The sequence below is a fragment of the Georgenia sp. Z2081 genome (genome assembly GCF_055326445.1).
Genome location: NZ_JBUZNK010000002.1, coordinates 1 through 13,597, shown reverse-complemented (window position 1 = coordinate 13,597; position 13,597 = coordinate 1). Strand labels below are relative to the sequence as shown.

Below are 13,597 nucleotides of genomic sequence, written 5' to 3'. Positions count from 1 at the left end.
GTCCGATTCTCCCCGAGACCACCGGGCGAGGTGCGCGCGGTCCGCGCATCGGCCGTCACTCGGCGACGTGCTTCCCGCCTCCCGAGTCGTCGGCGTCGCGCAGGGCGTCGGCGTCGTCGGGCGGGCCGGCGGCGTGCGCCCCGGCACCGGCCGCACCGGCGTCGTGGCCCGTCCCTGCGCCGGCCGCGTCGGCGTGCGCAGGGCGACCCGCGGCGTCGACGTGCATGTCGGCGTCGTGGCCGGCCTCCGCGGCGGGCGCGCCGGCGTGCGCGAGCACCCGTGCGTCGTCGTCGCCGACCCGCTCCTCCTCGCGGACGCGGGCGGCGCCACCGCCGGCGCGCAGCCGCTCCAGCTCGGCCGCCGGTGCGCTCGCGTCCTCGCCGCGTTCCGTCCGTGCGGCGACCACCTTCTCCAGGCGGGCGATCTCCTTGTCGCGCGCGCGCCGCTCGCCGCGGCCCTCGGAGAGCTCGTAGAGCACCGGCACGAGCAGGAGGGTGAGCAGGGTCGAGGTGATGAGGCCGCCGATGACGACGATCGCCAGCGGCTGGCTGATGAACGCGCCGCCGCCGGTGATCCCGAACGCCATCGGGACGAGCGCCATGATCGTCGCGGCCGACGTCATGAGGATGGGCCGCAGCCGGTGCCGGCCACCCTCGATCACGGCGGTGCGCAGGTCCATGCCCTGGGTGCGGTACTGGTTGATGAGGTCGATGAGGACGATCGCGTTGGTGACGACGACGCCGACCAGCATGAGTGCGCCCACGAGCGCGGCGACCCCCATCGGGGTCCCGGTGATCAGCAGCCCGAGGATCGCGCCGGTCGCGGCGAACGGGATCGACACGAGCAGCACGAGCGGCTGCACGAGGGAGCGGAACGTCGCGACCATGACGAGGTAGACGAGCAGGACGGCGAGGGCGAGCGCGAGGAACAGGTTGCCGAAGGCGTCCTGCTGCTCGGCGTTGACTCCGCCGATCTCCACGCTGACGCCCTCGGGGGCGTCGACCGAGTCGAGTGCGGCGGCGAGCTCCGCGTTGACGGTCTGCAGGTCGGCGATCTCGGTGGCCGCGGTGATCGAGGCCGAGCGCAGGCCGTCCTGGCGCGTGATCGTCGCCTGCTGCATCGACTCCTCGACGTGCGTGACGTCGTCGAGCACGAGCGGCGACTCCGGGGAGCCGCCCAGGGGAAGTGCGCGGAGCTCCTCGACCGTGGTCGGGGCCTCGTCCGAGAACAGGACGATCGGCAGCCTGCCCTGCTCGATCTCGACGTCGCCCAGCGGGATGCCGTTGAGCGCGCCGTAGGCGAGGCCGCCGACGGCCTCCTCGGTCAGCCCGAGCGCTGCGGCGGCCGGCCGGTCCACCTCGACCTCGATGAACGGCAGGTCGGAGGCGAGCGAGGTCCGGACGTCGCGCAGCCCGTCGATCTCGCCCACGGCGGTGAGGACCTCCTCGGACGTGGCGGCGACCTCGTCGCCGTCAGCGCCGGAGACGATGACCTCGACGCCGGAGGCGAACCCGCCGGACGAGCCGGGTGCGACCGTGATGGTGCCGGCATCCTCACCGAGGCCCTCGAGCCGGTCGCGGACCTCCTGCTCGACGGCGCCGGCGTCGGCATCGACGTCGAGCGTCACCGAGAAGGTGACGTCCTGGGCCATGCCGAACGCCGCCATGGCCGGGTCCGCGACGCCGACAGTGACCTGGTAGCTCTCGACCTCCTCGACGCCGGCGAGCACCTCCTCGACCTGCTGCGCCGCGGCGTCCTGCGCCTCGAGCGTGACGCCGGTGGGGAGCTCCTGGGTCACGGAGATCGCGTTCTCGCCCGTGTCGCCGATGAAGTCGGTGGGCAGGCGGGTGACGCCGACGACGGTGGCCGCCATGAGGACGACCGCGCCGCCGACGGTGAGCCAGCGGTGGCGGAGCACGCCGCCGAGAGCACCGACGTAGCCGCGCTGCAGGACGCTGCGCCGCTCCTTGGCCTCGGCCTCCGCGCGAGCCCTCGCCGCCCGCTCGGGGTCGACGGGCGAACGCAGGAACCAGTACGCGAGGACCGGGACGATCGTCAGCGCGACGAGCAGGGAGGCACCCAGGGCGAGCGCGACCGTGAACGCGAAGGGGCGCAGGAGCTCGCCGACCATGCCGCCGACGAGGCCGAGCGGGACGAACACGGCGGCGGTGGCGACGGTCGCGGAGGTGACGGCGCCCGCCACCTCCTTGACGCCCGTGAGCACGGCCTGGCGCTTGCCGGTGCCGTAGCTCTGGTGGCGGGCGATGTTCTCGATGACGACGATCGAGTCGTCGACGACGCGGCCGACCGAGATCGTCAGCGCCGCCAGGGTGAACATGTTGAGCGAGTAGTCGGCGACCCTGAGGGCGAGCAGCGCGACCAGCAGCGACAGCGGGATGGAGATCGCCGTGACCGTGGTGGCCGCGAACGAGCGCAGGAACAGCAGGATGACGAGGACCGCGAACGCGAGGCCGAGGACGCCCTCGACGGCGAGGTCCTCGATCGACTGCTCGATGAAGACGGCCTGGTCGAAGGCGACGACGAGCCCGCCGCCGTCGCCGAGGGAGGCCTCGAGCTCGGGCAGCAGCTCCCGGATCTGCTCGGAGATCTCGACCGTGTTGCCGTCGGGCGTGGCCGTGATCGCGAGCCCGATGCTGGCCGCGCCGTCCGTACGCGTGAGCGACGTGGCCGGGACGTCCTCGATCGCGACGTCCGCGACGTCGTCGATGGTGGCGACCTCGGCGGGCTCGGCGGGGGCCTGGTCCGTGGGGGCCTGGTCCGCACCCTGGTCGCCGGGCGCCTGGTCGGCGGGCGCCTGGTCCGTGGGCGCCTGGTCGCCCGCCGGAGGCTCCTGGCCCGGATCCGAGGGGCCGGTGGTGTCGGTGGGTGCTCCGGCGTCCCCTGCTCCCCCGGCGTCACCCGACTCCGCCGGGTCGGTGACGAGCGGGAGTGCGGCGATCTCCTCGACGGACGTGATCCGGCTGCCCGCCTGGATCGTCAGCTCGCGGCCCTCGGCGTCGATCGTGCCGGCGGGCGTGACGACCCCGTAGGCGTCGATGGCCTCGGTGATGGCGTCGAGCGAGGCCCCCTGCGCGGCGAGCGCCTCGGGGTCGACGTCGATAGTCACCTGCTGCTCGGTGATCCCGGAGAGCTGGACCTGCCGGACGCCGTCGACGCGGGAGAGCTCGGGCACGACGACGTCCTCGACGCGCTGCTGGAGCTCGGCGGTGTCCGAACCTCCGGTCGCCGCGAGCTGGATGACCGGCAGGTCGTCGACGGAGCCCGCGATGACCTGGGTGTCGGCGTCGTCGGGCAGGTCCTGCTCGACCCGGCCGAGCGCGACCTGGAGCTCCTGCTGTGCGGTGAGGATGTCGGTGCCGTACTCGAGCTCGAGCATGACGGCGGAGACGCTCGGGCCGGACTGCGAGGTGGTGCCCTCGAGGCCCGGGACGCCGCGGGCGGCCTCCTCGACCACGCCGGTGACCTGGTCCTCGACGATCTCCGGCGAGGCGCCGGGCATGGTGGTCACGGCGGCGACGATGGGGAGCTCGAGGTCCGGGATGAGCTCCTGCCGCAGGGTCGTGGTGGCCCACAGTCCGGCAAGCACGGCGATGATCGTGGACAACGCCACCAGTGCGCGGTTGGACAGCGAGAAGCGGGCGAGGTTCGCCACGGGCGTGCTCCGGGGGTCGTAGGGGTCGTCGCGCCGGACCGCCGGCCGCGCCGTCGCAGAGTCTAGACGCGGTGTCTCGTCTGGCGGGATCCACCGAAGGTCTGACGTTCGCGCGCCGAGGTGTGGTCGGCGTCAATCCCGGTGTGCGTCCACGAAGTCACGTCGCGCCTGCTCCACCCGGTACCGCTCGTCGAGGAACAGCTTGCGCGTGGTCGCCTGCCACCGGACGCGCTCGGCCGGGGCCGCATCGAACAGCAGGCGCCCCTCCATCGCGACCCGACCGGCTCCTCGGTCGTGCACCCGGTTCCCCCACCGGCCAAGTGGTGGCGTCACCCGGAATATCGGCCCGGGACCGACGGTTGGTCGTCGTTGAAACGTCAACGAATCAAGGAGCGTGTCATGTCGTTCGTCGTCACCGGAGCCACCGGCCAGCTGGGCCGCCTCGTCATCGAGCACCTGCTCGACCGCGGCGTCGCCCCGGACACCATCACGGCCACGGCCCGGTCGGTCGACCGCCTCGCGGACGTCGCCGACCGTGGAGTGACGACTGCGTACCTCGACTACACGCAGCCCATCGACGGCGCCCTGAAGGCCGGCGACACCCTCCTGCTCGTGTCCTCCAACGAGGTCGGCCAGCGGTTCGCCCAGCACTCCGCCGTCATCGAGGCGGCGACGGCCGCCGGGGTCGGTCGCATCGTCTACACCTCGCTCCTCGGCGCGTCGACGTCCAGCCACGTCCTCGCGCCGGAGCACAAGCAGACCGAGGAGGCCATCGCGGCCTCCGGCATCCCCTTCACGATCCTGCGCAACGGCTGGTACTCGGAGAACTACCGCCCGAACTTCGACCAGGCGGCGGCGAGCGGGTCGTTCGCCGGGGCCGCCCACGACGGGCTGGTGTCGCCGGCGGCGCGGGCCGACTACGCCGAGGCCGCCGCCGTCGTCCTCACCACCGAGGGGCACGAGGGCAAGGTCTACGAGCTCGCCGGCGCCCCGGCGCTCACGACCGCCCAGATCGCCCAGGAGTTCGCCGCCGCGCTCGGCCGGGAGATCAGCTACGTCGACCTCGACGCCGACGCGTTTGCCGCGCAGCTGACCGAGGCAGGGCTCGACGAGGGACTCGTCGGCTTCCTCGTGGCGGCGGACACCAACACCGCCGAGGGCACGCTCCACTCGACCTCGACCGACCTCCAGGACCTCCTCGGACGGCCCTCCACCCCGCTCAGCGAGACCGTGGCGACCTGGGCCGCCGAGTCAGAGGCCGGCCGGAGCGCCGCCGGCGCCTGACCAAACGCTCGTGGCGGGTGGCGGTCGCGGGACGTCAGGTGCCCGCGACCGTCGCATGTCACGCCTACCATCACCTGGTGAGCCCTTCCTCCCCCGCGGACCCCATCGTCTGGATCGACTGCGAGATGACCGGCCTCGACGCCGAGCGCGACTCGCTCGTCGAGGTGGCCGTCGTCGTCACCGACTCCCAGCTCAACCCGCTCGACGCCGGGCTCGACCTCGTCATCGCGCCGCGCCCCGGCACCGTGGAGACGATGGACGAGGTCGTGGTCCAGATGCACACGGCGTCCGGCCTGATCACCGAGCTGGACTCCGGGCTGGAGATGGCCGACGCCGCCGAGCAGGTCCTCTCGTACGTCAAGCGGTTCGTGCCCGAGGTGCGCCGCGCCCCGCTCGCCGGCAACTCCGTGGGCACCGACCGGGTGTTCCTCGCGCGGGACATGCCCGAGCTCGTCGAGCACCTGCACTACCGGATCATCGACGTCTCCTCGATCAAGGAGCTCGCCCGCCGCTGGTTCCCGCGCGCCTACTTCCAGTCGCCGCAGAAGAGCGGCGGCCACCGGGCGCTCGCCGACATCCTCGAGTCGATCGACGAGCTGAGGTACTACCGGGCAGTCCTGTGGCCCGAGGGGGCGGGACCGACGACGAGCGAGGCCCGCGCCGCCGCCAAGCTGGTCAGCGAGCGGCCGACGAGCGCCGCCATCGCCGCGCTCGGCAGGGACACCCCGGCGTCGACGCCGTCGACGGACTGACCGGCAACCGCCCTGCCGTCTCAGGCCTGTTCCGGTGGGGACGACCGCGGCGAGACCCTGCCTCGGATGAAGACCGCCGCGATCACCGCCCCGGCCGCGAGCCATCCGGCGCACCACCACATCGCAGTGGTGTATCCGGCGCCGAAGACGGCCGGGACGGTGTAGTCGTCGCCGGTCAGACCCACCATCGGTGGCAGGGCGGCGACCGCGAGCAGGCTCCCGGACCGCGCCACGGCGTTGTTGACGCCGCTGGCGACCCCCGCCTGGCGGCCGGGCACCGCGGCCATCACCGTCGCTGTCAGCGGCGTGACCATGAGAGTGATCCCGGCACCGAAGAGCACCACGCCCGGCAGCACCCGCGAGGCGTACGGCGCGTCGGCACCGACCGTCGACAGCAGCAGGGCGCCCGCGGCGGCGAGCGCCGGGCCGAGCGTCATGAGCAACCGGGGGCCGGTGCGGCGCATCAGGACACCCACGCGCGGTGAGAAGACGAGCATGAGCAGCGTGAAGGGGACGGTGGCGAGTCCGGCCTGCAGGGGCGAGTAGCCGCTGACCACCTGGAGCTGAAGCACGAGGAAGAACATCAGCGCGCCGAGTGCGCCGTAGACCGCGAAGGTCATCGCGTTGGCCGCCGAGAACGCCGGCGTGGTGAAGACGCCGAGCGGGAGCATCGGGTTGCGGGTCCGATGCTCGACGACGACGAAACCCGCGAGCCCCGCCACCCCGACAAGCACGATCGGCCAGGCGCCCTCGATGAGCGCGTAGGTGAGGGCGCCCAGTCCGAGCATGGCCAGCGCGGCGCCCGTCAGGTCGAAGCGCGGCCGCTCGTCGCGGCCGATGCCACCGGACTCGGGGACGTGCCGGATCATCACCGCTACCACCGCGGCCGCCACCGGAAGGTTGACGAGAAAGACCCAGCGCCAGGAGAGCACGTCGATCAGCCACCCGCCGAGCAGGGGGCCCGCCGCGCTGGAGATGCCGGACCACGCGGCCCAGATCCCGATCGCCCGCGGGCGGTCCGCCTCGGCGATGGTCGACTGGATGATCGCCAGCGCGCTGGGGGTGAGCAGAGCGGCACCGACGCCCTGCAGCACGCGCGCGGCGATGAGCTGGTCGATCGTGAGGGCCAGTCCGCACCCGAGCGAGGCGACGGCGAACCACACGATGCCGACGAGGAAGACCCGTCGGTGCCCGAGCCGGTCACCGAGCGACCCGCCCACGAGCACCAGCCCGGAGAGCGTGAGCATGTAGCCGTTGACGACCCACTGCAGCTGCGGGAGCGAGGCGCCCAGCTCTAGCCCCAGGGGGCGCAGGGCGACGTTCACCACGGTGCCGTCGAGCAGCGCCATCGCCGAGCCGAGCGTCGCCGCCAGCACCACCCATCGGCCCTGCGCGGAGCCGAGCGCGACGTGGGTCACCGTGTCATGGTGTCACTACGGCCAAGGTGTGACTACGGGGCTCCGGGTTGGTCGACAACGTCCGGCCGCGCGTCGACGTCGGCACCGTGCGCTACCGGTCGACGGCCGCGGCGAACACCACCCGGTTGTCCGCATGGCGACCCTGCGCCTGGTCGAAGTCCCCGGTGCAGGTGATCAGCCGCAGCTCGTCGGCGTTCACGGCGCCGAAGACCTCGTGCGTCGGGTAGTCGTCCTTCGGTATGTCCGCCACCCGGTACACCTCGTAGGTGTGCAGCGTGCCCTCGACGTCGGTCACCTCGACCACGTCCCCCACCGCGAGCTCGGTGAGCCGGTAGAACACCGCCGGCGCGGTCGGCGAGTCCACGTGGCCCGCGAGGACCGTGGGGCCGCGGCCGCCCGGTCGACCGCCACCGGTGAACCAGCCGACGCGGTCCCAGTCCGAGGGCACCTCCATCGTGCCGTCCGGCTGAAGGCCGAGGTCGATGAGGTCCTCGTCGACGCCGATGCTCGCCACGCGCAGGTGGGCCGGGTCGACGCCCTCCCCCAGGATCGGTGCCGCAGGTTCGGGCTGACTCGGCTCCGACCGGCTCTCCGCCCGTGCGTCGTGCTCGCGGGCGGACCGGCTCTCCCGGTCGGTCGCGCTCTCGGTGGCGGGGCCCCCCGGCCCCGCGGATTCCGCCGCAGACCCGATCTCCGCCGGCCCGGTCGAGGCGCCCTGCTCCTGGACCGCACCCGTGGTGCAGCCCAGGAGCAGGGCGAGGGCGGCGAGCAGGCTCAGGACCAGGGTGCTGCCGCGTCGCGGCCCCGCCCCGGCCACGTCCGTCTCGCCGTCGATGCTCATCAGTCCGTCGACTGCTCGCGACGCCGGTACACCACGAAGCCGGCGGCGCCGGCCGCGGCCAGCACGCCCGCCCCGACGAGCGGCGCCATGGAGGCCGAGCTCTCGGTGGCGGTGCCGCCGCCACCGGTCTCCGGCCCGCCCACGGGCACCTGGGTCAGCTGACCGCGCACGACGCCGGGCACGAACGCCGCGGTGTGGGAGTCGGCGCTGAAGGCGGAGGGGTCGGCCTCCAGGTCGGCGAGCGAGAAGCCGTCCCCGGTGTCGGAGCCGTCGTCCGCCTCGACGCCCGTGGTGAACGGGCCCTGCAGGCAGCCGGAGCTCGTCCGGGGACCGTCCCCGATCGGCTCGGGGTTCGGGAAGGCGATCCGCGGCGGGCCGCCCTCGCCTCGCGGCGCGGCGTGGATGTGCGTGGCGGTGTCCGCGGGGCTCTCGTAGTCGCCGGTGACGCCCGTGAGCGTGATGTCGTAGCAGATGGTCTCCGTGTCCGAGTTGACGCGGAACGTGAACTCGCCGGTTGCGCCCGCCTCCCCGGGTGCGGGGTTGCCGTCGGCGTCCACGACCTCCTCGGGTGTGGCCATCGCGGTGAACGCCGAGGTGAAGGTGTCGGGCTCGTCGACCTCCGTGGCGGCGCCGGCCGGCAGCGCGACGGCCACGAGCGCAAGAGCTCCCGCACTGGCAGCTCCCCCCAGTGTCAGGAGTCGGGCGGTGCGGTACTGGTGTGACATGTCTGTGCCTCTCGTCGAGGGGCGTCGCTTCGTCGCGCCCACGTACCCCGGTACTACGTCGGGCCCCGGGCGTGCGTTCACGCACATCGCCGATCAATGTCCTGGGCCATGAGGTGAACGGCCGACGCCCCCCGACGTATCCCCCACCATGGGCGGCGAGATCCGTGCGGCGTCCGGACCGTGACGGAGGTGGCGATGCCTACACTGAGCCCGGCAGCCGACACCGGTACGCGATGCGGGAGCGTGGTCAACCTGGCCGTTGGACGGCAGCACGCACGCGACGGCGCCTCGTCGCAGGCACCACGCACCGGCGAGGCGGGGACGCACCACGAGCAGCCGGGGGCCGGCGACGACGTCGGGGCCGATCGTCCGCCAGTCTTCGACGTCGCCGACGCCTACGATGCGCACGCCGGAGAGCTCTTCGGCTTCGCCCTCAACGCGCTGCGCGACCGCAGCGGCGCCGAGGAGTGCGTCCAGGAGGCCTTCCTGCGCGCGTGGCGGGCACGCGACCGCTACGACCCGGCCCGGTCCAGCGTGCGGACGTGGCTGTTCGCGATCATCCGCAACCTGGTGCGCGACCGGCACCGCTCCGCGGCACGGGCTCCACTGACGGTATGGACCGACGAGCTCGGGGACGCGCCGGGGGAGCACGGCGACCCCGGCGAGCGCCTGGCGGTCCTGGAGGCGCTCGCCACGCTGAGCCGCGACCAGCGTGCGGCCGTGGTCGCGATCCACCTCGTCGGTACGTCCTACGCCGAGCTGTCCGGGTCCACCGGGGTCCCCGTCGCCACCCTGCGCACCCGCACGTTCTATGCCCTGCGCGCACTACGGCGCCATTTCGAGGAAGGAGACGCACGATGAGCGAGCACTCCTCGGAGCGCCGGGCCGAGCTGATCGCCGCCGCCCTCTCCGACGACCTGTCGCCCGACGAGCGCCACGAGCTCGAGTCGATGATGCGGACCGATCCCAGCATCGCGGTTGAGATGGAGGAGCTCGGCGCCACCGTGCAGGTGCTGGGAGGAGCCGGCGCCGTCGCCTGGCTGGACGACGAGCCCGCCCCCGAGCTGCGCGAGCGGGTGGTGTCGGTGGGCAGGGCCACGACCGGCGACGGGCCCGAGGTGTCGGATCTCGAGGACTCGGATCTCGAGGTGTCGGACCTCGAGCGGCGTCGTCGCGGCCGTGCGCAGGACCGCGAGCGACGCCGGTGGCCCCGCTACGTACCGGCTGCGGCAGCGGGTCTCGTCGCGGGCGTCGCGATCACCGCCGGCGCGTTCCTGCTCGGCGACCGACCGCCGTCCGGCCCGCCGGGGACGTTGGGCGCGGTCGAGGACATCGAGCTCGTCGGCGAGCCCGCGGGAGTCTCGGTGGACGGGTCGTTGGTCGCGCACACCTGGGGCACGGAGACCGTGCTGGAGGTGGACGGCCTCGAGACCGGCGAGAGCTACGTGCTCGTCCTGGTCTCCGACTCCGGCGACGAGTACGACTCGGGCACGTTCCTGGGCAGCGAGGTCACCATCGAGTGCCGGATGAACGCAGCGGTGATGCGCCACGAGGTGGACCGCCTCGAGATCCGGCACGAGAACGGCGCCGTAGTCACGGCCGCCGACCTCCCGGACGCCGTTGAGTCCTGAGCGCACGGCGGGACGTGGTCGGGCGGCTCGCCGGAGTCGGCCGCGGCGCACGGAGACCCGCGCGATGACGCCTCCGCGTCGTGCGCACGTGACTCCTTCGGACTACGTGAGGTCGCCGATGCCCGCCCGGATGTCCGCTGCGACGAGCTCGGGCTGTTCCCAGGCCGCGAAGTGCCCGCCGCGCTCCGCTGCGGTCCAGTGCACGACGTTGTCGGTCGTCTCGACCAGCCGGCGCACGGGACGACCGATGTCGTCGGGCATGACGAGGATGGCCGTAGGCACGGTCGAGGGCTGCAGCGGCTCCGACCAGTCCGGCAAGCCGTACTTGTAGTACCGCGCGGAGGACCCGGCAGTGCGGAAGAACCAGTAGATCGAGACGACGGTGAGCATCTCGTCCCGGTCGAGCACCTCGTCGGGATCGCCCTCGGCGGCCGACCAGTCCCGGAATCGCTCGACGAGCCAGGACATCTGCGCGACCGGCGAGTCGGTGAGCGCGTAGGAGATCGACTGCGGCCGGGTGGACTGGAGCATCGCGTAGCCGCCGACGTCGTACATGTACCGGTACCCGTCGGCGATCGCGGCCGTCTCCTCCGGGACGGACATGTCGGCCGTCTCCTCCGTGAGCTCCTCGCCGCCGAGCATGCCGGTGGTGTGGATGCCTGCGACGTGGTCCCCGTGCCGCAGTCCGAGCTCACGGGCCACGCCGGCGCCTGTGTCGTATCCGTGCACGAGGTAGCGGTCGTACCCGAGACGCTCCATGAGCTCCGCGAACGCGTCGGCGACCCCGGTGAGCGTCCACCTCGTCACCGGCCCCGACACTCCGAAGCCCGGGATCGTCGGTGCGATGACGTCGAAGGCCTGCCCTCCGTCGTCGGGAACGGTGAGGAGCGGGATCATCAACAGGAAGTCGGTCGGTCCGCTGGGCCAGCCGTGCACGAGGACCAGCGGCTTCGCATCCGGTCGGGGCGAGCGAACGTGGAAGAAGTGGATGTCGTGGCCGTCGATCCCGGTGGTGAACTGCGGGACGGCGTTGAGCCGCTCCTCCTGCGCCCGCCAGTCGAAACGATCCCGCCAGTACTCGGCGAGCTCCTTCGCGTAGGCGAGCGGGAGCCCGTCGGCCCATCCGGCGTCGGGGGCCTCGTCGGGCCACCGGGTGGTGTCGAGGCGACGGGCGAGGTCATCGATCTCGGTCTGGTCGACCGAGAGGGTGAACGGTCGTACGGCGGTGTCAGTGGGATTCGTGTCGGACTCGTTCGTCCCGGTGGGGTTCGTGTCGGAGCCACGGGTGCCGATATCAGTCATAGCGGCGACGCTACGGTCCGACCCGGACAGGGTGTGACCTCATTTCCGGTTCGGCCCGCATCAGCGCGTCCGAGCCGTGATTCGGGCAGCACCCGCCTCCGAATGCCCGGACCGGGCGTCCCGGTCACCCCACCCCGCCTTCGGTCGACGCCGCACGGCCGACGCCCTTCACGGTCTCGAGGACGTGAGCGAGCGCACCGCGGACAGGGCGTTCGGGCCGGCGACGCTCGGATAGGATGGTGCGTCGCCACCGCCGGACGGTGGCGCATGGTGGCTATAGCTCAGTCGGTAGAGCGCCGCGTTGTGGTCGCGGAGGTCGCGGGTTCAAGCCCCGTTAGCCACCCCAAATGTGCGAGGTGTGAACCCTTGACCGAAGAACCGCCTTCGGTTGGGGTTCGCACCTCGTTCTCGTTGCGGGCGTTCTCTACCCAGGTCAGGGCATCGGCCTGGACCTCGCGGCTGGTCAGCGCATCGAACGGGCGGGCGTAGCCGACCCTCACGTCTCCGTCTTCTTCGATGTAGATCTTGGTGAAGAACGCCTGGTTGCACAGCCTGCGGTTCGCGTCATCGCAGCGGGAGTAGATGTCGGCGGCCTGCTCCAGCAGGTTCAGTGAGTCGTCCAGGTTGTTGCGGGCATCGGCGTACTCGTCGTGGTGAGCCTCGATTCGGTTCTTGATGGTCTCCAGCCCGGCACTGATCCGGTTCTGCTCCTTCTTCAGCAACTCCGGGTCTGCTGCACGGATAGGTGACACCTGATCTGTGGTGCCGGAAGGTGCTGCTGGAAGGATGTCGATCGTGCCCAGACCTCATCCCAAGGAGTTCCGCGACGATGTCGTGGCCGTGGCCCGCCGCGGGGACGCTCCGATCAAGGACATCGCCAAAGACTTCGGGATCAGCGAGTCCTGCCTGCGTAACTGGCTACAGGCCGCCGATGTCGAGGACGGCAACCGCCCCGGCGTGACCCGGAGCGAGTCGGCCGAGCTGCGCGAAGCGAAGAAGCGTGTCCGCCTGCTCGAGCAGGAGAACGAGGTCCTGCGCCGCGCAGCGGCCTACCTCTCTCAGGCGAACCTGTCGGGGAAATGATGTACCCGCTCGTAAAGGAGCTCGCCGCTGACAGGATCCCTGTCGCGGTGACGTGTCGGGTCCTCAAGCTCGCCCGCCAGCCCTACTACCGCTGGCTCGCCACCCCGGTCACCGACCGTGATCTCGAGCAGGCCTACCTCGCGAACGCCTTGTTCGATGCTCACCGGGACGATCCGGAGTTCGGGTATCGCCTGCTGGCCGACGAGGCCCGCGAAGCGGGGCACGTCGCGTGTGATCGCACGGTCTGGCGGACCTGCCGGGACAACCGGTGGTGGAGCGTGTTCGGCAAGAAGCGCAACGCGAACGGCAAGCGGCCCGGCCCGCCGGCCCATGACGATCTCGTCGAGCGGGACTTCACGGCCACCGCTCCCAACGAGCTGTGGCTGACCGATATCACCGAGCACCCCACCGGTGAGGGCAAGATCTATCTCTGCGCGGTCAAGGACGTCTACTCGGGACGGATCGTGGGGTACTCGATCAGCGATCGCATGAAGACCCGCCTCGCGGTCGACGCTCTGGTATCGGGGGTCTCCCGCCGCGGCGGTGATGTCGCCGGTTGCGTTGTGCATTCGGACCGCGGCTCCCAATTCAGGTCGCGCCGATTCCTGGCCGCCCTACGCTGCCACGACCTCGTGGGCTCGATGGGCCAGGTCGCCTCCGCGGGGGACAACGCCGCGATGGAGTCCTTCTTCTCGCTCCTGCAGAAGAACGTCCTGAACCGCCGTCGTTGGGCCACTCGGGCCGAGCTGCGGATCGCGATCGTGACCTGGATCGAACGGACTTACCACCGCCGAAGGCGACAGGACCGGCTCGGTCGCCTGACCCCCATCGAGTACGAGACCATCATGACCACTCAGATCGCACTCGCGGCCTGAGAACACCTGTCAC

11 protein-coding genes and 1 tRNA gene are annotated in these 13,597 nt (G+C 71.9%); 6 read left to right on the top strand and 6 right to left on the bottom strand.

Annotated elements, in window-relative coordinates; translation table 11 throughout:
• Positions 1-55: 55 nt before the first annotated feature.
• Together ACZLKG_RS04460 and ACZLKG_RS04455 are read right to left on the bottom strand one after the other, a co-directional pair.
• Positions 56-3,673 (bottom strand): efflux RND transporter permease subunit, encoded by a 3,618-nt coding sequence (locus ACZLKG_RS04460; protein WP_463648089.1) that lies wholly within the window; start codon positions 3,671-3,673, stop codon positions 56-58.
• 132 nt (positions 3,674-3,805) lie between these two features.
• Positions 3,806-3,943 carry a hypothetical protein gene (locus ACZLKG_RS04455; protein WP_425708555.1) on the bottom strand — a complete coding sequence of 46 codons (138 nt, stop codon included), beginning with the start codon at positions 3,941-3,943 and terminating at the stop codon, positions 3,806-3,808.
• Positions 3,944-4,072: 129 nt separating this feature from the next.
• Between ACZLKG_RS04455 and ACZLKG_RS04450 the strand changes: the two genes are divergently transcribed.
• A complete protein-coding gene (locus ACZLKG_RS04450) occupies positions 4,073-4,957 on the top strand; it encodes an NAD(P)H-binding protein (protein WP_463648088.1) in 885 nt (294 codons plus the stop codon).
• A gap of 77 nt (positions 4,958-5,034) precedes the next feature.
• Positions 5,035-5,709, top strand: a complete 675-nt coding sequence (gene orn, locus ACZLKG_RS04445; RefSeq protein WP_463648087.1) for an oligoribonuclease — start codon at positions 5,035-5,037, stop codon at positions 5,707-5,709.
• Between the two features lie 20 nt (positions 5,710-5,729).
• On the opposite strand, the gene ACZLKG_RS04440 is transcribed toward orn, so the two are convergent.
• From ACZLKG_RS04440 to ACZLKG_RS04430, 3 genes are all read right to left on the bottom strand, one after another.
• The gene (locus ACZLKG_RS04440; RefSeq protein ID WP_463648086.1) at positions 5,730-7,127 is read right to left on the bottom strand and encodes an MFS transporter; all 1,398 of its coding nucleotides are present in this window, start codon (positions 7,125-7,127) and stop codon (positions 5,730-5,732) included.
• Positions 7,128-7,218: 91 nt separating this feature from the next.
• Positions 7,219-7,968: a class F sortase gene (locus ACZLKG_RS04435; RefSeq protein ID WP_463648085.1), complete on the bottom strand. Its 750-nt coding sequence runs from the start codon at positions 7,966-7,968 to the stop codon at positions 7,219-7,221.
• Complete coding sequence (locus tag ACZLKG_RS04430) at positions 7,968-8,693, bottom strand: CHRD domain-containing protein (RefSeq protein WP_463648084.1); 726 nt, start codon at positions 8,691-8,693, stop codon at positions 7,968-7,970. The genes ACZLKG_RS04435 and ACZLKG_RS04430 overlap by 1 nt, the downstream gene beginning before the upstream one ends.
• A gap of 195 nt (positions 8,694-8,888) precedes the next feature.
• Here ACZLKG_RS04430 and ACZLKG_RS04425 point away from each other — a divergent pair, with 195 nt between their 5' ends.
• Together ACZLKG_RS04425 and ACZLKG_RS04420 are read left to right on the top strand one after the other, a co-directional pair.
• Positions 8,889-9,554 carry an RNA polymerase sigma factor gene (locus ACZLKG_RS04425; protein WP_463648083.1) on the top strand — a complete coding sequence of 222 codons (666 nt, stop codon included), beginning with the start codon at positions 8,889-8,891 and terminating at the stop codon, positions 9,552-9,554.
• Positions 9,551-10,324 carry an anti-sigma factor family protein gene (locus ACZLKG_RS04420; protein WP_463648082.1) on the top strand — a complete coding sequence of 258 codons (774 nt, stop codon included), beginning with the start codon at positions 9,551-9,553 and terminating at the stop codon, positions 10,322-10,324. The genes ACZLKG_RS04425 and ACZLKG_RS04420 overlap by 4 nt, the downstream gene beginning before the upstream one ends.
• Positions 10,325-10,426: 102 nt before the next feature.
• Here the strand turns inward: ACZLKG_RS04420 and ACZLKG_RS04415 are convergent, their stop codons facing one another.
• Complete coding sequence (locus ACZLKG_RS04415) at positions 10,427-11,626, bottom strand: epoxide hydrolase family protein (protein ID WP_463648081.1); 1,200 nt, start codon at positions 11,624-11,626, stop codon at positions 10,427-10,429.
• A 270-nt stretch (positions 11,627-11,896) separates the two neighbouring features.
• Between ACZLKG_RS04415 and ACZLKG_RS04410 the strand changes: the two genes are divergently transcribed.
• Positions 11,897-11,972: transfer RNA gene (locus ACZLKG_RS04410), tRNA-His, on the top strand.
• Between the two features lie 449 nt (positions 11,973-12,421).
• A protein-coding gene (locus ACZLKG_RS04405) for an IS3 family transposase (RefSeq protein WP_463647485.1) occupies positions 12,422-13,584 on the top strand; the annotation gives its coding sequence in 2 pieces (ribosomal slippage) (positions 12,422-12,688 and positions 12,691-13,584; 1,161 coding nt in all).
• Positions 13,585-13,597: the final 13 nt, after the last annotated feature.